The following is a 22,926-nucleotide window of genomic DNA, read 5'->3' as shown; positions in this document are numbered from 1 at the left end:
ATTTATTTGGTTGGTTTCAACATTGTTGAAACCCGCACTCTGGCTATGTTCATTTCGTTAAAAATGATTACCTTACATTGTTCAGTTTTCAAAGATCTGTTTCATCGCTTTAATGCGACGTCTTATATAGATTACCACGTCATAAAGTTCATGTCAACTACTTTTTTAGAAGTTTTTTGAAATTTGTTATGTTAATAACTTTTCAAATTAAACTCGCTTGTAATTGTCATGCCCTGTTTTAGCGACTTGATTAGTATACCGATTTCCGAACGGTTCGTCAACCCCTAATTTTAATTTTTTTCAGAAAATTTAAACCCATGCCGCAGAACCTGTTTTCAACGGCATGGGTGTCGCTACACGTTAATCAATAATGTATTCTTTTAAATTAAAGTCTTACCTGCCCCGGAATTAATAACCGGCAGCATACGCTACTGCACTAAACGCGGCCATTTGACCTTCGCCGACTGCCTTAGCTACCTGTAACGGTGTACCCACTACATCACCGGCAGCAAATAAACCTTTAAAATTAGTTTCCATATGACGATTAACGGCAACCGAATTACCGTCAAGAATCACGCCTTCCACCAAGTTTTCAGGCGGATACGTATCGCGCAAGAAGAATACACCATCTACTGTCTTCATACCTTCATTAGTATGAATCGCCGTAACGGCCTTTTCACCTTCTACACTTTGTACAATCGCTTTTTTATGTACTACTACGGAAGCAGGTAATGTATCGAGCCATTCTCTCGGCAGTTGTAATGCACCACCGATATAAAGATTCATATTTTTAGCTAAAGACGCTAACAATTCCACATCCTGCTGATAAGCCAATGTATTAATATATACGGCTATATCCTTGTCTTCAAAAAAGTGACCGTCACAGCTGGCGCAGTAACTTACACCACGCCCGAGCAAAGCACGTTCACCGGGAACGGTTTTACTCATGGCTACACCGGTAGCCAAAATTACACTTTTTGCTTGAAACACATTATCGGCTGTCATCAATGTAAACGGTTCGCCGATAAAAACGGACTGAACCCTTTCTTTTACAATAACAGGCTCATAAGACAATGTCTGTTCCAATAAATTTTCCATAAAATCTATACCACTAATGGTCATAATCCCAGGAATATTATTAATTTTAGAGGCACGTCGTAATTTATCACCAAAGCCGGCAGCTTCAAATAATACCACCGATTTATTGTGAACACGTGCGGTTAAAGCGGCTGATAAACCGGCGGGACCGCCGCCTACAATAGCCACATCAAAAACTGCCATATCTGTCCCCTTGCATTAGAATTAGTAAAAAATGGCTGACCACTTGCTGTAACAAGTAGTCAGCCCATAAAAAATACCTTGACGGTGACCGCTCGGGGCGTAAAAGTATTTAGTCCTTTATATCGTAAATTTAAAGCCTTGTGCTTCTGCTTGTTGTATTAATTTTTGTCTTAACGGAACTGCCTTTTTACCGGCAATCTGTTTAGTAAACGAATCTACACGGCGATTCATATCGCGCATGTCATAATACTGTTCCATTTCTTCATCGTAATCTTCCAACAATTCCAGATACGAGTCAAATACAGTATATGAATCATCAAATACATTAGCTTCACGAGGCATCCGCGGTTTTAATTGCGGCTTCTGGTTTGGTACGCCAATACCGAGTCCTACTACCGGGAATGTTAATTCCGGCAATTTTAAAAGCTCGATCATCTTAGGTACATTATTTAGGATACTGCCGAAATAAACAGTACCGAAGCCGCCAAGCTCTGCAGCCGCTACCATATTCTGCGCTGCAATAGCTGCATCCATCCAGCCTTGGAAGAAACGATCACTATCACGTTCACTGTCGCTCGTTACACCTTGTTCACGAGCTATGCGTGAGTTACGGTACGCATCGACTATAAAGATAAATAGTTCCGGTACCCGTGCTACATACTCCTGGTTGCAAACTTCCGCAATAGCCGCTTTCAATTCCGGATTTACGATGCGGATAATACTGAAACTTTGCATCCCCATGCTCGTAGCCGTCCGTTTTGCAATATCCAGTAATATACTCAGTTGTTGCGGCGGCATAGGACTGGATTTAAACTCACGAATAGTACGATGATTTAATAAAACGTCAATAGGATTCATAGGATCGTCTCCTTTACTAAAATACATCGCCCGACAAAGTCGGAGAACTGTATTTTACCACAGATTTCCGTCATATTGCATATCAAAATTATTACACAGTATGACAAAAATCATAATTATACTGTAAATGTCATTCTAATTAATACTATAAAACACCCTAGTATTTAATATCGAATTTTCTCTTTTTACAGTAACACTATTTAGTAGGCTTGTCTAGTCCTCAAATAATTGATAAAACAATCAATTATTTAGACAATTCCCCGCTTCCGCGCCAAAAGCCGCCTGCCATTATTCTTAAAACAGATATTAACTTTCACGATCATGAATACTATACTTAAAATATAACTAATGCATCTTTATATGTCAAGCAATATATAGTCATGCATAAATCATCACCAAATACTTATACTTATTTACTCTTATACGCTAAATCATCGATTTTCTTTAATTTTTTATTCAATAAATGACCAATCTAAAACAAAAATTGCCTAAATGTTTATAATTTGTTATACTACTTATATGGTAACGAAATTTATATTTCAGTTTTCAATTTCCATTTTTTAAAAATAAAAAGGAGTCCATTCACATGAAACTTCAATTAACTAAACATTTAACTCGCGGTCTTTTAATTGCAGCCTTAGCAGTAGGCTTCACCGGTTCTGCATTAGCAGCTGCACCAACTGATACAGATGCCCAAATCCATGTAAGCGGTACGGCAACCCGTTCCGTAGCACCAAACTATGCTATCCTTCGTTTAGGCATTACCAGCGAAGCTTCTACGGTAGGTGCTGCTAAAACAACTAACGATCGTGTTATGAGTGATTTGATTGCTCGCCTTGCTAATGTAGACATTACTAAAAACAACATTCAAACATCCTACTTCTCCGTTTCCCCTAAAAACGATTACAGCACTACTTGTGATCGTTCCGGAGACTCTGTTGTAGGTTATACCGTTTCCAATTCCGTAGCCGTTCGCATCAACGACTTGAACAAAATCAGCCAAGTTATCGATAATGCCGTAGCTGCCGGTGCCAATAACATTCAATCCCTCAGCTTCGAAGCCGATGTAGATCAAGCTTTAAATGACCAATTGACTGCTGAAGCTGTTAAAAACGGTCGTCATCAAGCTGAAGTCATTGCCGGTGCTTTGGGTCAACAATTGGCCGGTATTAAAGATGCTTCCGTAGGTGGCACTAACACTTACACTATGGAAAACTCCATGCGTCTTTATAAAGCATCAGACATGCTTGGTTCTTCCACCCCGGTAGAACAAGGTGAAATCACCGTAAGCAAGAATGTAGATTTAACATTCTATGTTCGTTAATTTGCTATTCACAACAGATTCGTTTAATTAATCACATAAATACTAAAGCCGAGTTCAAATGAACTCGGCTTTTTTCATATCCGCATAGATTTTATGGCTTACGCTTATATTTGCTTTATTATAAGGGTAGAACGTACAAGCTAAATAATCTAAATTATTCTTCCGGTACAATGCCCACATGAACCGCTACGATACCACCGGTTAATTCATAATAGGCAGCGTCTTTATACCCCACTTGCTTAAAGTATTCAAGCACCTTAGATTGATGTGGATAACGACGCAAGGATTCGGGGAGCCATGCATAGGACGACTGATCCTTACTGAGCTTGCCCAATACCGGCAAAATCTTTTCAAAATATAAGTAATACAACTGCTTAAAACCGATAACTGTCGGTTTTGCCAATTCTAACGTAACAACGCGACCACCCGGTTTGACCACACGTTTCATTTCGCTGAGTGTTTTAATAATATCCGGCACATTACGCAAAGCAAACGCACTCATGGCACAATCGAAGGTATTCGCTTCATACGGTAAATTCATGGCATCCCCTTCCACTAAATTAACCTTATCAAGCAAACCGGCTTCAGCCAAACGCACCTCTCCTTGGGCGAGCATTTCCGGACTGAAATCCAAGGCCTCAATATGAAGGCTTGGCATTTGACGCAGTGCTTCCTTAGTTAACATACCGGTACCGCAAGCAACGTCCAAAATATTCATATTTTCATTTAAAGCCATTTTTTCTACGGCAAAACGACGCCAATAAGAATCTTGGTGAAAACTCAACAAAGAATTCATCAGGTCATAATGTTTAGCTATATGTGAAAAAACGCCTTGTACAAAAACTTCCTTTTCCGCATGGTTGGAAAAGGTCAGTGACTGCTCTTTTGTATTCCCTTGCATATATTCTTCACTCACAATCTTTTTAAAACCTACATACCTACCATAATACTATATCAATCATCTTACTAATCATAAGGAACTGCCATTCCAAACCATAATTAATCATCTGATTAATCTCCGTACATCTTATTGTACCATATCTCATTTATATTTTGATGATTCTTTTCATTATTGCGTTTCTATAGTATAACCAATAGTTCTATAATTTGTAAAGTAAATGGTCTCTCAAAAAATTAATAATCAGCTGAAATAGCCTGTACTAAAATTTATCTTCAAAATATTTTTACTTTAATCAAATTGCCTCTTGATAACATTTGTTGTCCGTATTATAACGACATATGTCCATTACAAACGCATTATTTTTTGAGTGTCGAAGGAGAGATTATTATGAAAGCAATTTTACAAGTGTTTAACCGAGTCAAACTGATTTATCAAATCATGATAGGGCTGGCCATCGGTATTTCTGTGGCCCTGATTAATCCGTCAGTTGGTAAAGACTTGTCACTGCTGGGGATCATCTTTGTAGGCGCCTTAAAAGGGATTGCACCTTTATTGGTATTCTTCCTTGTTATCGCTGCCGTTTGCCGTCATCGGGCCAATCAAAAAACAGGCATGAAAAAAATCATCCTTATGTATATGATTGGTATGTTCCTATCGGCCTTAATCGCCGTTTTTGCCAGCTACCTCTTCCCGGCCACTCTTCATTTAGTGACTGCAGCTGAAGATGCCAAAGCTCCGCAAGGCATCGCGGAAGTATTGATTACCTTATTACGTAATATCGTAGATAATCCGCTTCATGCCATCATGACCGGTAACTACATCGGTATTTTAGGTTGGGCCGTTGTTATCGGCTTTGCCCTTCGTCATGCAACCGAAGAAGTAAAAAATCTGTTTGTAGGTATTTCCGATGCGATTACCATGGTTGTACAATGGGTTATTCGCTTGGCTCCGTTCGGTATTATGGGCCTCGTTGCCGAATCCATTTCCACCAGCGGTATTGAAGCGTTAGTTGAATATGCTGTATTATTAGGGACATTATTAGGCAGCATGTTCTTCGTAGCCCTTGTTGTAAATCCTATTATTGTTTACTTGGTTATGCGCCGTAATCCATTCCCACTTACCTTTAAATGTTTACGTGAATCCGGTATTACCGCATTCTTTACGCGCAGTTCCGCTGCCAATATTCCGGTTAATATGAATATGGCCAAACGCCTCGGCTTATCCCCTGATACTTACTCCATCGCTATTCCTTTGGGAGCTACAATCAATATGGCCGGTGCCGCTATTACTATTACTATTATGACCTTAGCAGCCGTTAATACTCTTCATATTCCGGTGGATTTCGGTACTGCTATCTTATTAAGTATTATCGCAACAATCGGTTCCTGCGGTGCTTCCGGTGTAGCCGGCGGTTCCCTCTTATTGATTCCGCTTGCTTGTAGCTTATTTGGTATTTCCAACGATATCGCCATGCAGGTTGTTGGTGTTGGTTTCATCATCGGCGTTCTTCAAGACTCCACGGAAACTGCTCTTAACTCCTCCACCGATATTCTCTTTGTAGCTGCTGCCGACTTCGCTGAACATGGTTATCCTGAAAACCTCAACGAAGATCAGTCCAAAGTTGTTTTAAATAAAACAATTGAAGCGTAAGCACAAAAACAATGTATCCGTTTTTAACTAAAAAGTATGAAGCCAAACAGCTGAATGCTCATTTATAAAAACACCTACACAAAAAAGGATGGCCGTTCACTCACCCCGGTGAGGAACGGCCATCCTTTTATTTTACAATTTCATATTTTTTAATTATTACCGACTCATTTTATTAGTCGTGAATATTTTCAGTACCCGTATAGCTGTGTTCCGGTGTAATCGTCACTACATAAGAAGAATCCATAGCCTGCAAAATATTGGTAATGGCCTTGGCAATCTCATCCATTCGTTTGCAATCATCATTCGGTACCACCAAATCAAAGATGATATGCGTTTTATCATCATTTTGAACGGCCCGTAAATCATGAAGACTCAGTCGATTATCATAAGCTTTAACAACGGCATGAATTTTATCATAAAGTTCCATCGATTCTTTGGTAATCAATAACGGATCCATGTGAATAGTAAGCTGTATATATAATTGCTTTTGCGCATCCCGTTCAATACGATCAATCAGATTGTGACTCTTAATCACGTCTTCTTTCGCATCTACTTCCACGTGAATGCTGGCAAATACATGGCCGGGACCGTAATCGTGAATCATTAAATCATGAATGCCGAGCACACCCGGATAGGATTTAACAAAATTGGCAATATCATTAACCATTTCAGGATTCGGTTCATTCCCCAACAAGCGATTGATGGCATCGGACAATACATGATAGCCGGCACGACCGATCATGAGCGAAACAATAGCCCCTAAGTAACCGTCAATCGGGAAATCAAGCAAACCGCCTACTACCAAACCTACGGTAATACCTAAAGTAGCCCATACATCAGACAAGCATTCCAAACCATTTGCCTGTAAAATCGGTGAATTAATACGAATACCGATGTTCTTAAAAAATGTATAAAGCCATATTTTGAGACCCATTGCACACAACATAACAATGAATGCCCATAAAGAGAATTCTACCATCTGCGGATTCATGATACGATCAATGGCTTCCAAAAATAACTGTGTGGCTAACACAAATAATAAAACAGAAAATCCTATGGACAACAGATATTCAATACGTCCATGTCCATATGGATGCTCTTGGTCGGCCCTTTTGGCGGAAAACCGAAAACTCAATAAGGATATGGCAGAACCGCCCGCATCGGCTACGTTGTGAATACCGTCACTAATCATAGCAATGGATCCTACCAATAAACCGACAATAATTTCACCGATACAGATAGTTAAATTCGTAATAATCCCTACAATGCTGGTTAAATTTCCATATTTTGTTCGTACGGCCGGTGCTTTCACACAGTCATAATCTTTTATAAACCATCGTATTATTTGTTCTTGCATTATTGTCCCCACCAAATTTTAAAACTTTTAAAACTCAAACACATACGCATATATATTTCTAAACAGGCTTATGAAGAGGCCCATTTAAGATTCTTATTCATCTCTCAATGAATAATCATTATTTACTTAAAATAGTATACACTGTTTCTCATCGATTATCAATACATATTTTTGTAAAAAATACCCTCCTCAAGAAACGTATCATAAAGAACTTGTAAACTAAGATCTCTACTATATAATACGCCTCATCAAGGAGGGTTTCAAATTATATTATATGTTTATAACAGTGAAATTTTAGATTTGTGCCCAGTAAATTTTAAAATTTATAAACAATAAATCTAACAGCTTTTAATTCAGTAATTTTTCAGCTTACCAACGTTTTTCGTAATAAACCTGAGTCCACATAGCAACTTCCGAAAGTCCGGGATGTGGTGTCATAGTTTCCCCAACCGTAATTACGGAATGAGGATCCATTTTGCGAACCAAACCTTCACTACGTAACTGTTTAGTCAACTCAGAGCCGATTTCTTCATTAATTGGTGTCAACGGTGTATCGCCACTGTTTAATAAGTTAACATATGGCTGGAACAAGATGGATGCTTGTGGGCCGATAATATGAATACCTAAAATGTTGTTAGTCTTGGTATCCACTACAATTTTTGCAAAACCGTCATTTTCATCACCCGGATCAAAACCTAAAGCAAAGCCCTTAGCCGAAGAAGAATAGAAGTTTTTACCGGTTTTTACAGTATAGCCCTGTTCAATGGCTTCTTTTTCGGTAAGGCCTACATGACCTACTTGTGGATAAGTAAAGGTAACAGCCGGTACCAAATCATAACGAGCCCAACGGAAATCCTGTGGTGATTCTGCATGATATAAGTTATGAGCAATGATGTCCCCTTCATAATTTGCCTTATGACGGAATGGCGCTTCCCCGTTCACATCGCCCATAGCATACACGCCATCAACCGAAGTTTCTAAAAATTCATTTGTTACAATCCAACCGCCACGTTTTGTCTTAATGGAGGTATTTTCCAATTTCAACTCTTCCGTAGCCGGTTGAATGCCGGATGCCATGAGAATTTCTTCGCCGCGTACTTCACGAACTTCACCGGATTTACGGTCGCGAATCACTACAACTTTTTCACCGTTTTCTACGCGAACTTCTTCCGGCTCCTGATTTAAAATAATCTCAATACCCAAACGAGACAGATCTTTATAAATTTGTTCGGAAATTTCTTCATCTTCTTTAGGCAATAAGCGCACATTATGCTGGATCAAGGTTACTTTAGTACCTGCTGCCGCAAATACATGAGCGAATTCGGTGCCGATAGGACCACCACCCATTACAACCAAAGATTTAAGCGGTTTCTTAGGATATTTATCACCAAATAAAGTTTCACTGCTCATATAACCGGCTTCTTCCAAGCCTTTAAGCGGGTTAACTTTAGTATGACCACCGACACCCAATACAATAATCGGTGCGGTAATTTCTTCAGTTACTTCACCGCTGTTCATTTTTACTGTCAATACTTTATCGCGTACAAAGCTGGCCGCACCACGATACAAGTCAACATTTTCAAATCTGTCATAGTAAGCTTCTACGCCTTTGCTTTCATCGATTTTTTGCCAAACACGTTTAGACATTAAGTCCCAATCAATAGTAGCCGGTTGCACTTTAACACCGATTTTAGGCAATTCTTCAATTTCACGAACCGCATCTGCTACGGTAACCATTACCTTCGTAGGAATGCAACCGCGTGTTAAGCAAGTACCGCCGAATTTTCCTTTTTCAATAATAGCGACTTTCTTACCTTTAGCAATGGCCGCATCAGCTACCAAAGTAGCGCCGCCGGTACCGATGACAATAATATCATAAGTCTTCATGTTATGACCTCCAATGTTAAGTATTTTTAATGATTTACAATCAATAATTATAATCAATTATCTTTGAACCTATTATATCATATCGATAGATATAAATAAAGAGATGTATACATTAATATTTTCAAGTAATTTTGTAATAATCTTAATAACATTGCCCATATAAAAACTCTCTGTATCAGTGTTTCCAAGGGAGTAGCAACACCAATAAACAGAGAGCTTTTATAGAGGTCTATATCAAGTTAGAATTCAAATTTTAACAGCCTTTTGCGAGACTTAAACCACTAAAGTCCGATTTCGAATAATAAACAAAATTCTGTAAGATCAAAATATTTGTTTATCTATCCGACTTTTGAATCAGATATCTAAGTCAACAACAGCTTCTACGGCTTCCAATAATGTACCGTCAGCTACAATTGCCGTAACTTTTTCCAGTTCTTTGAACATTTCAATGTCTTTATCATAGTCGATAAATTTATTGGCTTCGCGGACAGCTTTATAAGCTGCTGCTGTGCCGACACCCAATTGACCGCATTCTTCACGAAGGTCAATTGCCTGGCAAGCTGCCAAAATTTCGGTAGCCACAACGCGACGTACATTTTCGGCAATTTCCCCTGCCTTACGACCGGCATGAGCCCCCATACTTACCAAATCTTCCTGGTTTTCACAAGAAGGAATGGAATCTACGGAAGCCGGATGAGCAAGTACTTTATTTTCACTTACTAAAGCGGCGGCCGCATATTGAGTAATCATGAAACCGGAATTCAAACCGGAATGTTTAACGAGGAATGATGGGAACCCGCTCAACGAGTTATTGAGCAAGCGTTCCAAACGACGTTCCGAAACATTGGCGATTTCAGCAAGGCCGATGCCTAAGAAGTCAAACGGTAAAGCCATTGGTTCACCGTGGAAGTTACCGCCGGAGATTACATCGCCGTCCGGTAAAATAATCGGATTATCCGTTACGGAGTTAATTTCAATATCTACTTTTTCTTTTACAAAAGCCAACGCATCTTTGGAAGCGCCGTGAATTTGCGGTACACAGCGTAAGGAATACGGATCCTGCACACGTAATTCACCTTGCTGCGTAATATAAGTACTGCCCTTTAACAATTCGCGCATATTGTGAGCCGTATCCAATTGACCTTTATGAGGACGAATAGTGTGGATACGTTCATCATACGCATTGATAATACCGCGCATAGCTTCTGCCGATAAAGCAGCGGCTACGTCACTTAATTTCAATAAGCATAAGCCTTCCCAAAGAGCCAAAGCACCTACGGCAGTCAATACCGGTGTACCGTTGATAAGAGCCAAACCTTCTTTAGCTTCCAAAGCAATAATAGGGATGCCTGCCTTATCCATAGCTTCTTTACCGGTCAAGAGCTGTCCTTCATATTCCGCATCACCTAAACCAAGCATTGGCAATACCATATGAGATAACGGTGCCAAATCACCGGATGCACCGAGAGACCCTTTTTCAGGAATATACGGATGAACACCTTTATTGATCATGTTAATTAAAGTTTCCAAGGTTTCCAAGCGAATACCCGAATATCCTTTTACGAGTGCATTGGCACGAATAAGCATCATGGCACGAGTTGCTTCCCGGCTGAATGGTTTACCGAAGCCGCAAGAATGTGTGCGAATTAAGTTTTCCTGTAATTGTGAACAATCTTCTTTGGAAATATGAACGCGGCAGAGTGAACCGAAACCGGTCGTAATACCGTATACAACGGAGTTGCTGTTTACAATATTATCTACGATGGCTCGAGATTTTTTGATACTTTCAATAGCTGATTCCGCCAATTTAATTTTGGCATCATAACGAGAAACGGCTACCAATTCGGCTAAGGTTAGATCATGACCTGTCAATACAACTTCTTTAATGGATTTTACGGCTTTAATCATACTCTACATCTCCTATTAGTATCTATTTTACTACGTCTTTATTTACATTGACCCGACATCAATATGATATCTGTTAAATATCATATAACATTTACAAATTAGTATTTATTAACCTAACATTAAGGCACCGATTACGCCACCAACCATAAGGGTGATATCGTAGAAGATAAAGGTTGGTACGCAAGTATCCCAAATGTGGTTATGCTGACCATCGGCATTCAAACCGGATGTAGGCCCCAACGTGGAGTCGGAGGCAGGTGAACCGGCGTCACCTAAAGCAGCGGCAATACCGATTAAGAGGATAATGGCCGGTACGCCAAAACCTAATTCAAAGCCCATTGGAATGTAAATGGAGGCAATAACCGGAATAGTACCGAAAGAAGTACCGATACCCATGGTAATCAATAAACCAACCGCTAACATAAGAACGGCACCGGCGAATTTAGTATCGATTACGGAAGTGGTTGCTTCAACCAATGATTGAACCGACTGAGTTTCACGAAGAACATTGGCATAGCCGGCAGCTACGAGCATTACGAAGGCAATGAAGCCCATCATGCGAACACCGCCGTCCATCATTGTATCCATGTCTTTCCATTTAATACAGCCGGTAATTAACATAACAAAGAGGCCGCATAAAGCACCGATTGGCAAGGATTGGAAGTAAAGCTGAGCGGCAAACGCAACAGCGGCACCCAATAAAGCCAACCAACATTCTTTAGTCATGGTTACATCATCCGGATTTTCATCGGCACCGATAACAGGTAAATCTTCATAATGTCTGTCGCGAGCATAGAAGAATACGGCCAATACGAGACCTACCAACATGGAAGCCCCACCGATCCACATAACCGAAGCAATATCCTGAATCGCAACATCTACACCGTTTGCTACCATTTGGTCTTTAATAATTGTCATAAATAAAAGACCGAAACCAACCGGTAAGCTTACATACGGTGCTTTAAGACCGAATGTCAAAGCACAAGCTACAGCACGACGATCCAAATTCATATGATTCATTAAAACCAAAAGTGGCGGAATCAAAATAGGGATGAATGCAATGTGTACAGGAATCAAGTTTTGAGAGAAACAAGATACAAAGGCAATCAAGAATACAAAGGCAATTTTCTTATTCCCTACTACTTGAGTAATTTTACGAGATGCTACACCGGCGAGCCCGGAACGACCGATGGCTACGGCCAAAGCACCTAATAAAATATAGCTCAATGCAGTTTCAGCGTTACCACCCATACCGTTGATAAGCGAGCCTACCGTATCTTCAATCGACATACCGCCAATCGTTCCGCCTACCAAGGCAGCGACAATAACTGCTAAGAGAACATTCATTTTTAGCAAACAAATGACTGACATAACAATAACTGACACCACTATCGGGTTCATTAAAATATCCATACAGTTTCAACTCCTTTGCTAACCTTCATTAAATTGTAAGTAAATTTGTCCGGCCTGAGTAAATATTTACTTTTTATTAGTATACTTTAAATTTGTCCCAAAATGGTCAAAGTTTTTCAAAATTCTAAAATTGTCATCGAGTATCAAATGGAATAATCCGAAAAAAGTCCATTAAATGAAGAGACCGTCAATTACAAATTAGACATTCTTTCGACTATTTTTATTATGTTAGCGTGCTAAATCGCAAAACAAAAGAAGAAAGTTAACTCTGTCACTCAGGTAAAATGCCGCTTTGTCTGTACGATAACTTAATACGACCATAAAAAAAGCAGTGAAATTCTCGTCATTATTAACGTAAACTTTCACTGCATTTTTTTATTTATGATGCTTTGCTGAGAGCCTCTAATTTTGCTCTTTCATAGGTATCACAATATAAATCCAAATACCGTAAAGCACGACCGCTGTACATACCGATACTGCCTCGATATCGTTTGGTAACTTCAGATTGCGGATAGGCATGCTTAATCAAAGCAATTGCCATATTCACATACCCTACTTCCTGAGGATTATTCATCATAGTCAATTTCGCCATGGCCTCATCAATATACTTTAAAGCTCCTTCCTGATCACCGTCTCGCATAGCCAAGAGTGCCAAATACGATTCAACAATAGGACGGCGCCAATAAAAGTCATAGCGATTAAAGAATTCATAGGCCTGTTCGAAATAAATTTGGGCTTTGTCATAATGCCCTAAATTATAGGCTGCAATGCCGGCATTGCAGGAGAATACCACCCAAGAACTGTAAGCCTGCTGATCATTACAGATAGCCAACGCTTTATCATAATACTCAATAGCTTCTTCAAATTGCCCGCGCCCACGCCGGATTTCACCGATATAATTATAGGCTGCCGCAATATTAAGAGCATACCGCCGTGCCACCGTCTGCGTTACCATGAAAGTAGCAATCGATTCGTTAAGTAAGCGTTCCGCCTCTTCAAAATCGCCCTGCATAATCATATTCAAACCTTTAAGGCGCAAGAGAATGCCTACTTCTTTATGATAATTACATTCAACGGCCAAATCTAAGGCAATTTCCAAATAATTTTTCATTTCATTCGTATTGCCCGTTTGAATATCATAGTAAATCATCTGCTTATAACCCATGAGGGTATAATCGCGATTATGTATTTCCGAAGCTTGTTCAATCAAATCAAGAATATAGCGAACCCCTTTTTCATATTTGCCTTCACGAATAAAATACCGTCCGATTAAATGCAAATACATAAGTTCCAAATTCTTAACCTCAGCTGTAGCACCGCAAGTTTCGCGAATGCGTTCCATCATTTTATCTACATCATTGAGATATTGTAAGGTATCCGCTTCCGTAAAATAGCTGGCACCGCCTGTTTGCATCGGTTCAGATAAGCTGAGTACCGGGAATAACTCATGACTGAAATTGAGGTAATACATAAGCCCTTTCAGCTTGTAATGCCCCATTTTAACAAGTTCACCGGCCTGTTCATAGTGATATTCCAAATGCTTGTAAATCACTACGTCCTTTTTGGAGTGGGTCAAGCGTTTTTCCCACAAAGAGCCCAAATAGCCATGTAAAATTTTCCATTTTTCCGGCGACAACTGTTGCTGAATAAATTCTTTCAGCTTCTGCTGACTGATTTCATATAATACATCGGCTTGCTGTGAGAACGGTGTTACCATATTTTTGGCTTCCAGTTCTTCCAAATATTCCAAAAGACGCAATGTATCCATCTTCATATATTCCCCAATCATAGAGATAGGGGCCCCGTTATAGAACAGGGAAATAAAATCTATAATTTTTTGCTGTTCTTCCGTGAGAGATAAATAATTGGCTTTAAATACCGTAGCCATATTATTAGTCAATCTATCTAAGCTGCCCGTAGTTTTAAGTGAATTTAAACATTCATTAAGGAGGAATAAATTCCCTTCCGTTTCAACCTGTAATTGATTAATTAAACTTGGTTCAATCGGAATATTGAGGCCTGCCGCTTCTACATAATGCTGGATATCCTTTTTGGATAACGGATTCAACTGCGTCACATGTAAACGCTTATATACCGCTATGGATGTGATAAAATGCTGGAAGTCTTTTTCACGCGAATCGCGACCGGTCATAAGGAATAAAATTCGGTCCGATTGTTTGCGTAAAATTAAACTGCTCAATAAAGAGAGACTGAGCGGATCCATCCACTGAATGTCTTCAAATACAATAATTAATTTTTTACCGGCCGATGCCACATCAAGAACAGTGGACAACGTATGGAAAATCGCATCGAACTTCAAGATATCCTTAATTTCCATCAGCCCCAGATCGCGATCAATACTCATATCCATTTGCGGAAATAAAGTATATAGGCGATTAAGTTCAAAATCCGGAATCATGGTCCCGCTTTCATCCAGTAATTTAACAAGACCGTTTACAATTTCGGTCCACGGATGTAATAAGAAATTGCGTTCCAATTGGTAACAATTAGTCTGAATCACAGCCACTTCGTCCTGCAAGCTGTCGAGTGCAATATCCTTAAGCGTAGTTTTACCGCTACCCGCATCACCTAATAAAATTAAGGCTTCCCCGGCCCGTCCGCGCATAAAGGACCAAATGTGAGCTGTCATATCTTCCAACTCTTGTTCGCGGCCAATCGGAATAGCCATACGATGTGAGCGATTCTGGAACTTTTTCTCTTCCTGCTGTAATGCATCTTTAATGATAGCATCTATATCAGCAAGGGCATCAGATTGCATATCACCTTGGAAGAGCTCTTTCATTTCTTCATAGAGCTCCATGGCTTGTTGCATTTTGCCCTGTTCACAATAAGCCCGAAGTACAATGGAATATACATTTTCATCATACGGATTCTGTGCGATTAAAAGCTGACCGTGTCGTTCAATCGTGTTGTAATCTTTTTCATCCACTGCAGTTTTCAATTTTTCCGCAATGGCATCCATATATAAATTCTTTAAACGACTTCGTTCGGCTAAATACCAATCTTCATATTCTACAGAGTCTTTAATAAAAAATCCTTGTAAAAACTCCCCTTTATACAAATCCAATTGCCCTACCGGATCTGCTTCGAATATCTTGCTGTCAATTTCAACCTCAACGGCCGGATTGACTTTAATAATTGCTTTACGCGGTGAAATAAACGTATCGGCACCCAATATTTTTTTAGCTTCATAAATTGCATTGCGAAGATTTTTACGAGCTACCGCATCCGGTTTATCAGCCCATAAAATACCGCTTAATTCATCACGCATTACAGTCCCACGCACCAATATATAATAAACTAATGCATTGACCTTGTTATAGGAGAAAAATACCTCTTCCCCATCTTTGAAAATCTCAGGAGTTCCCAAAAAACGCACTACCAATTTCACTGCCATAATAATCCCTCTGCCTGTATTGTCATTATGTAACATTTATTTGCGTCAAATACAAACGTCAAACAAAACGTCAAACTTTTTCATTTGAAATTTCACGTTACTTCCAATCCGCGAAATCTTTTTTGACACTTTTTATTATACAATAAAGCTATCGATAAAACAGCTTAATGAATCAATTTTCCGCAAAATACATATAGCAATTATGCATAGTTAGACGTTTTTTGAACAGTAAAAAGGCCTAAACCCCTATTAATACACAAAAAAAGCACCATTACTAAATCGCAAAATTCAGTAATGGTGCTACTTTATTTACCTTATTCCTCTTCTTCAGGAAGGTCCGCATTATGGTATACATCTTGCACATCATCTAAATCATCAAGGGCATCCAACATTTTCTGCATTTTTACAGCATTATCCCCTTCAAGGGCAATTGTGTTGTCAGGTACCATGGTGATTTTGCTTACGAGTGTTTCAATCTTAGCATCGGCTAAGGCTGCTTCTACCGTATCATAATCTTCCGGAGCCGTGTAGATAACGAAGCTGTCATCTTCCACTTTCAAATCTTCCGCACCCGCTTCTAAAGCAAGCATGGTCAATTCTTCTTCATCATGACCTTCGCTGTCAATTACAAAGATACCTTTGCGGTTAAACATCCAAGCTACGCAACCGGTTTCACCGAGGTTACCACCGTTTTTAGAGAATGCATGACGCACATCGGCTGCCGTACGGTTACGGTTATCAGTCAAACACTCAACGGTTAACGCCACACCACCCGGGCCATAACCTTCATAGGTAATTTCTTCGTAATTATCCATATCGGTAGCGCCTACGCCTTTAGCGATAGCACGTTGAATATTATCTTTAGGTACATTGTTTTCACGAGCTTTTTGCAAAGCTAATTTCAAACGCATATTACCAACCGGATCGCCACCGCCCATACGTGCGGCAACCGTAATTTCACGGCTGATTTTAGTTGTAACTTTTGCTTTCAACGCATCAGTTTTACCTTTTTTATGTTTAATATTGGCCCATTTTGAATGTCCGGACATTGTACTTCCTCCTATAATAACCTGTTACATATAATGCCTGCAGTAATTACGCTTTTTCCCACCATGCTTCGCCGCGCAAACGGTCCAAAATAATGGAAACAGCACTGCGCACCGACAGATGATTGTAATCACCATGACCATAAACAGGTTCTAAAATATAATCAAATTCTTCCATAGTTTCTTTGGTCATGCCATAACCGGTACCAAATAATACTAACACAGGGCGCGCCCCCTTTTCAAGCGTTTGCCGCATCCATGCATAACTTACCGTATTATCGTAGGTACGTGCATCGGTTGTGGCGATAATCGGCGGGTCTCCCTCAAGCCGGGTTACTTCCTCAACAGCGGCACGGATGGAATTGACCAGTGCCACTTCACTGAATGCATCCTTGCGATCGGGATTATAGGTACTGCCGAAACCGGTCTGCCAATGTTCCATAATCTGCTTGGCCAAATCACGTTGGGCCGGTATATTATGAATCACAAAATAACGACTCACATCATACGTAATGGCCGCCCGGGCAATATCATGAATGTCATAATTCGTAATCGCCGTCGTAATGACTTCGCCATGCTTATTATAGATAGGATAGTGAACCAAGCCTATATATAAATTTGCCAAGGTTATTCCTCCCTTTTTGTTCGCTACTTTCCATTATAATGAATTCCGCCGCCTGTCGCAAATAAAATCTTAAAAAATAAGTAAAAAACAGTAAAAAGATTCGTTACACCCGAACCAAACCGGTTCCCAACAGGTATATCCGAATCTTTTTACCGAATTTATCAATTCATTTGCAGTTAGTATCTAAACAAATACGCTTAACTGCGATTATTTTTTAATGTTGTAAAAAACGTCTTCGCCGCGATATTGAGCTGTTTCTGCCAACAAATCTTCAATACGTAACATTTGATTGTATTTAGCTACGCGTTCGCTGCGAGCAGGTGCACCGGTTTTAATCTGACCGGCATTAACAGCTACGGCAATATCGGCGATCGTATTGTCTTCCGTTTCACCGGAGCGGTGAGAAATAACGCAAGTATAGCCGGCACGTTTAGCCATTTCAATAGCATCAAACGTTTCAGTCAAAGTACCGATCTGGTTTACTTTGATCAAAATAGCATTAGCTGTATCGGATTTAATACCTTTCGCTAAACGTTCTGTATTTGTTACGAATAAATCATCGCCAACGAGCTGAACTTGTTTGCCAAGACGTTCAGTCAATAATTTCCAACCTTCCCAATCTTCTTCGGCAAGACCGTCTTCGATAGAGATGATAGGATATTTAGCTACTAAATCGGCATAGAAGTCAACCATTTCAGCAGCCGTTTTAACTTTGCCCTCACCGGCCAAGTCATATTTACCGTCTTTATAGAATTCAGAGGAAGCAGCATCAATAGCTAATTTGAAGTAGCTGCCGGGTTCATAACCGGCATCTTTAATAGCTTCGCAAATAACTTGCAAGGCTTCTTCATTGGAGCCGAGATTTGGTGCAAAACCGCCTTCATCACCTACACCGGTTGCGAGGCCTTTAGCTTTAAGAACGTTTTTCAAAGTATGGTATACTTCGGCACAAGCGCGTAATGCTTCTTTGAAAGATTCAGCGCCAACCGGCATAATCATGAATTCCTGAATATCTACGTTGTTATCGGCATGAGCACCGCCGTTTAAAATGTTCATCATAGGAACCGGCAATTCTTTGGCATTAGTGCCGCCAAGATATTGGAATAATGGCAAGTCAAAGGATGCAGCTGCTGCTTTAGCTACAGCCATGGATACGCCAAGAATGGCATTGGCCCCAAAGTTACCTTTATTAGGAGTGCCGTCGAGTTCAATCATCAAGTTATCAATAGCTACTTGTTCGGAAGCATCAAAACCGATAATTTCAGGCCCGATTTTTTCGTTTACGTTTTCTACAGCCTGTTCAACGCCTTTACCGAGGTAACGGCCTTTATCACCGTCACGAAGTTCTACGGCTTCAAACATACCGGTAGAAGCACCGGAAGGAACGGACGCAACACCGATGGTACCGTCTTCCAAATACACTTCAACTTCGACGGTAGGATTGCCGCGGGAATCCAAAATTTCTCTTGCGTATACATCTGTAATCATTGCCATAATGTGTTACCTCCTTGAAAAGAACACTTTTTATAAGTATATAATTTAAATACTTTATCGTTATAAAAAACCTTCCGGTAGTCAACTCTATTGACTCGCCGAGTTTATTTTTTATGCAATAAGCTGTGGCCGGTCATTTCAGCCGGTTGAGCAATACCGCCCAAATCAAGCATTGTCGGTGCTAAATCACACAATTTACCTTGATCCAAGCTGTCATTCTTATGAGTTTCACTCACCAAAATAAGCGGTACCGGATTGGTCGTATGCGCCGTATGCGGTGCCCCTGTACGATGGTCAACCATCATTTCAGAGTTACCGTGGTCGGCCGTTACCAAAAGATGACCATTTACTTTATTAATAGCCTCTACAATGCGTGCCAAGCAAGTATCTACGGTTTGTACCGCTTTTTCCGCTGCTTCAAGCACACCTGTATGGCCTACCATGTCAGGATTGGCAAAGTTCAAAATAATCATGTCGAACTTACCACTTTCAATGGCTGCCACCACTTTGTCGGTTACTTCATAAGCGCTCATTTCCGGCTGCAAATCATAGGTTGCCACTTTTGGCGATGGTACCAAGATTCGTTCTTCACCTTCAAACAAGTCTTCTTGACCGCCGCTGAAGAAATATGTTACATGAGCGTATTTTTCAGTTTCCGCAATACGTAACTGCGTATAACCGCCATCGGCCAATACCTGGCCTAACGTATTGGTGAGCAATTCTTTTTCATATATAATATGAGCATCCAAGCTGTCTTCATACTTCGTCATGGTAGCCATATAAATCGGCAATAAACCTTTCACACGGTTAAAGCCGGTAAATTCAGGGTCTACCAAAACACGTGTCAATTGACGGGCACGGTCCGGTCTGAAGTTGGCAAAAATCACCGCATCATGCGCTGAGATAGCTCCTTCCGGTGCTAACACTACAGGCACTACGAATTCATCGACTACATCATTCGCATAAGACGCTTCAATAGCCGCCTTGGTGGAGTCAGCCGTTACGCCAACACCGTCAACAATCGCTTTATACGCCTGTTCAACGCGTTCCCAACGTTTATCGCGGTCCATACCGTAGTAACGACCACCGATTGTAGCAATCTTACCGAGACCGACGTAAGTCATATAGGCTTCTAAATCATCTAAATATGTAAGCGCACTTTGCGGCGGTACATCACGACCGTCGAGCAATGCATGCACATATAATTCGGTAACACCGGCATCTTTAGCTCCTTTGATAATCGCTTTGATATGATCTAAAGAGCTGTGAACACCGCCATCAGATACCAAACCGATAATTTGTAAACGATGCCCTTTAGCCTGTGCATATAATTCTTTAATTACAGGACGTTCAAAAAAAGCTCCGTTTTCCGTATCTTTGGTAATTCTTGTCAATTCCTGATACACAATGCGACCGGCCCCGATGTTTAAATGACCGACTTCGGAATTTCCCATTTGTCCTTCCGGTAAACCTACGGCCAGACCGGATGCCTGCAATTGTGTATGCGGATATGTTTCCCACAATTTTAAAAAGTTTTCAGGCTTAGCCTGTACGATCGCATTTGTCGGGTCGTTCACATCCCCTATGCCGAAACCGTCTAAGATGGTCAGCATAACAGGAGCTTTTAATTTTGCCATACACAAACCTTTCTTTATAAAAATTACAGAATATTAATTTTTTAATTTATATTTAGTCTTAATATATATCTATTCTTACTATACATCAAAACCTTATAAGCTTTATTTAATATGCGTAAAAACTTAGTAAACGCACAGATTTTATTGCGACTTATGCCTTAATAATTGCCATGAAGTCATCTGCCTTTAAAGAAGCACCGCCTACTAAGGCACCGTCAATATCAAGCTGGGATAAAATCTCTTGAGCATTACTGCCTTTAACACTGCCGCCGTACTGAATACGCAACACTTCAGCCGTTTCTTTGTCAAAAAGCTCAGCCACTTTGGCACGAATAGCAGTACATACTTCACCGGCCTGTTCTGCCGTTGCAGTCTTGCCCGTGCCGATAGCCCAAATCGGTTCATAGGCGATAACCATCTGACTTACTTGCTCAGCCGTTAAATCTGCCAAACCGGCTGTCAACTGACTGTTAATAAAAGTCTGAGTTTCATTGGCTTCACGCTGTGCCAAACTTTCACCGACACATAAAATAGGAATCAGATCATACTGAAAAGCGGCTTTAATTTTTTGATTAATCAACGCATCGGTTTCACCGAAATACTCACGTCGTTCCGAGTGGCCGAGAATTACATAATGACAGCCTACATCAGTAAGCATAAGCGGTGAAACTTCACCCGTAAATGCACCTTTAGGCTCAAAATACATATTCTGTGCACCTAAGCGAACTTCAGTATCTTCAATTAAATCAGCCACAGTGCTGAGTCCGGTAAATGGCGGACAAACAACGACTTCACGACTGACTTCGCCTTCAGTTAAGGCGGCTTTGATGCCTTCCACCAAAATAGTAGCTTCCGCTAAATCTGTATGCATTTTCCAATTGCCGGCAATAATTTGTTTACGCATAGGTCCTCCTTATTTATCGGCTAAGGCCACTATACCCGGTAAAGCTTTCCCTTCCAAATATTCCAAGGATGCACCGCCACCGGTCGAAATATGAGAGATTTTATCGGCTAAACCGCTTTTTTCAATAGCCGCTACGGAGTCACCGCCACCTACAATAGTCGTCGCATCCGCTTCTGCTACGGCTTTAGCTACCGCATTGGTACCGGTTGCAAAATTGTCCATTTCAAACACGCCCATAGGACCGTTCCAAACAATCATTTTCATAGGTTTCAAAGCTTCGGCAAACGCTTTTTGTGTAGCCGGTCCGATATCAAGAGCCATCCAGCCTTCTTCAATACCATCAGCCCGTACTACTTTGTGATTGGCATCATTGCTGAATGCATCAGCAATAACAAAGTCTGTAGGCAATAACAAATTCGTATTGGTTTCAGCGGCTTGTTTAATTAACTGAGCAGCCAATTCAATTTTATCGGCTTCTACTAAAGAAGACCCGGTAGGATACCCTTTAGCGGCGATAAACGTATTAGCCATGCCGCCACCGATGATAAGAACTTCTACTTTTGGCAATAAATTGGAAATAACTTCAATTTTATCGCTTACTTTAGCACCGCCGATAATGGCTGCAAACGGATGTTCCGGATGTTCCACGGCACCGCCTACATATTTAATTTCTTTTTCCAATAAATATCCGGCTGCCATTGGTAAAAACTTGGTGATACCCTCTACGGAAGCATGAGCACGATGTGATACACCGAAAGCATCATTAATGCCCACTTCTGCTAATGAAGCCAAAGCTTTGGCAAAATCTTCGCCATTCTTTTCTTCTTCTTTATGATAACGTAAGTTTTCCAACAAAAGAACATCGCCGTCCTGCATAGCTTCTACCGCTTTATGAGCTGCTTCACCAACACAGTCATCGGCAAATGCTACCGGTTTACCCAATAATTCACTGAGACGAACAGCACAAGGCTGTAACGTAAATTCCGGTTTACGTTCTCCTTTCGGACGTCCCAAATGAGACACTAAAATAACTTTGGCACCCTTGCCGATTAAATAATTAATGGTCGGCAAAGTGGCACGAATGCGTGTATCATCCGTAATGACACCATCTTTTAACGGTACATTAAAATCTACGCGCACAAATACACGTTTATGGGCTACGTCAACAGACTCAATTGTTTTTTTCATAACGGCCTCCTATATGTTACCGATAACAGCTTATA

General features: G+C 40.4%; 16 protein-coding genes. 2 read left to right on the top strand and 14 right to left on the bottom strand.

From position 1 onward, the window contains the following. Positions 1-408: 408 nt before the first annotated feature. Together EO126_RS05575 and EO126_RS05570 are read right to left on the bottom strand one after the other, a co-directional pair. Positions 409-1,281 (bottom strand): NAD(P)/FAD-dependent oxidoreductase, encoded by an 873-nt coding sequence (locus tag EO126_RS05575; protein WP_127007905.1) that lies wholly within the window; start codon positions 1,279-1,281, stop codon positions 409-411. A gap of 117 nt (positions 1,282-1,398) precedes the next feature. Next, complete coding sequence (locus tag EO126_RS05570) at positions 1,399-2,139, bottom strand: NADPH-dependent oxidoreductase (RefSeq protein ID WP_127007903.1); 741 nt, start codon at positions 2,137-2,139, stop codon at positions 1,399-1,401. Between the two features lie 586 nt (positions 2,140-2,725). Between EO126_RS05570 and EO126_RS05565 the strand changes: the two genes are divergently transcribed. Then, complete coding sequence (locus EO126_RS05565; RefSeq protein WP_127007901.1) at positions 2,726-3,463, top strand: SIMPL domain-containing protein; 738 nt, start codon at positions 2,726-2,728, stop codon at positions 3,461-3,463. Positions 3,464-3,617: 154 nt separating this feature from the next. Here the strand turns inward: EO126_RS05565 and EO126_RS05560 are convergent, their stop codons facing one another. Continuing rightward, positions 3,618-4,364: a class I SAM-dependent methyltransferase gene (locus tag EO126_RS05560; RefSeq protein ID WP_006554904.1), complete on the bottom strand. Its 747-nt coding sequence runs from the start codon at positions 4,362-4,364 to the stop codon at positions 3,618-3,620. 387 nt (positions 4,365-4,751) lie between these two features. Here EO126_RS05560 and sstT point away from each other — a divergent pair, with 387 nt between their 5' ends. Next, complete coding sequence (gene sstT / locus EO126_RS05555; RefSeq protein ID WP_006554905.1) at positions 4,752-6,014, top strand: serine/threonine transporter SstT; 1,263 nt, start codon at positions 4,752-4,754, stop codon at positions 6,012-6,014. Between the two features lie 172 nt (positions 6,015-6,186). Here sstT and EO126_RS05550 read toward each other — a convergent pair whose 3' ends face one another. From EO126_RS05550 to EO126_RS05500, 11 genes are all read right to left on the bottom strand, one after another. Then, positions 6,187-7,371: a cation diffusion facilitator family transporter gene (locus EO126_RS05550; protein WP_127007899.1), complete on the bottom strand. Its 1,185-nt coding sequence runs from the start codon at positions 7,369-7,371 to the stop codon at positions 6,187-6,189. 369 nt (positions 7,372-7,740) lie between these two features. Continuing rightward, on the bottom strand, positions 7,741-9,258 hold the full coding sequence (locus EO126_RS05545) for a dihydrolipoyl dehydrogenase family protein (protein ID WP_006554907.1): 1,518 nt from the start codon (positions 9,256-9,258) through the stop codon (positions 7,741-7,743). A gap of 354 nt (positions 9,259-9,612) precedes the next feature. Continuing rightward, a complete protein-coding gene (gene hutH, locus EO126_RS05540; RefSeq protein ID WP_006554908.1) occupies positions 9,613-11,166 on the bottom strand; it encodes a histidine ammonia-lyase in 1,554 nt (517 codons plus the stop codon). Positions 11,167-11,274: 108 nt separating this feature from the next. Beyond that, complete coding sequence (locus EO126_RS05535) at positions 11,275-12,579, bottom strand: Na+/H+ antiporter family protein (RefSeq protein ID WP_006554909.1); 1,305 nt, start codon at positions 12,577-12,579, stop codon at positions 11,275-11,277. A 379-nt stretch (positions 12,580-12,958) separates the two neighbouring features. Then, positions 12,959-15,997, bottom strand: a complete 3,039-nt coding sequence (locus EO126_RS05530) for an ATP-binding protein (RefSeq protein WP_006554910.1) — start codon at positions 15,995-15,997, stop codon at positions 12,959-12,961. A gap of 314 nt (positions 15,998-16,311) precedes the next feature. Beyond that, positions 16,312-17,046 carry a YebC/PmpR family DNA-binding transcriptional regulator gene (locus EO126_RS05525; protein WP_006554911.1) on the bottom strand — a complete coding sequence of 245 codons (735 nt, stop codon included), beginning with the start codon at positions 17,044-17,046 and terminating at the stop codon, positions 16,312-16,314. Between the two features lie 46 nt (positions 17,047-17,092). After that, positions 17,093-17,668, bottom strand: a complete 576-nt coding sequence (locus EO126_RS05520; protein ID WP_006554912.1) for an RNA methyltransferase — start codon at positions 17,666-17,668, stop codon at positions 17,093-17,095. Between the two features lie 207 nt (positions 17,669-17,875). Next, positions 17,876-19,162 carry a phosphopyruvate hydratase gene (gene eno, locus EO126_RS05515; RefSeq protein WP_006554913.1) on the bottom strand — a complete coding sequence of 429 codons (1,287 nt, stop codon included), beginning with the start codon at positions 19,160-19,162 and terminating at the stop codon, positions 17,876-17,878. A 104-nt stretch (positions 19,163-19,266) separates the two neighbouring features. Beyond that, complete coding sequence (gene gpmI / locus EO126_RS05510; RefSeq protein WP_006554914.1) at positions 19,267-20,799, bottom strand: 2,3-bisphosphoglycerate-independent phosphoglycerate mutase; 1,533 nt, start codon at positions 20,797-20,799, stop codon at positions 19,267-19,269. Between the two features lie 151 nt (positions 20,800-20,950). Further along, positions 20,951-21,703: a triose-phosphate isomerase gene (tpiA, locus tag EO126_RS05505; RefSeq protein ID WP_006554915.1), complete on the bottom strand. Its 753-nt coding sequence runs from the start codon at positions 21,701-21,703 to the stop codon at positions 20,951-20,953. Between the two features lie 9 nt (positions 21,704-21,712). Further along, a complete protein-coding gene (locus EO126_RS05500; protein WP_006554916.1) occupies positions 21,713-22,891 on the bottom strand; it encodes a phosphoglycerate kinase in 1,179 nt (392 codons plus the stop codon). Between the last annotated feature and the right edge of the window lie 35 nt (positions 22,892-22,926).

It is taken from the genome of Veillonella seminalis (assembly GCF_003992065.1).
Taxonomy (GTDB): domain Bacteria; phylum Bacillota; class Negativicutes; order Veillonellales; family Veillonellaceae; genus Veillonella_A; species Veillonella_A seminalis.
Note: the sequence above shows the minus strand (reverse complement) of the source record. Positions and strands in the feature narration are given on the sequence as shown.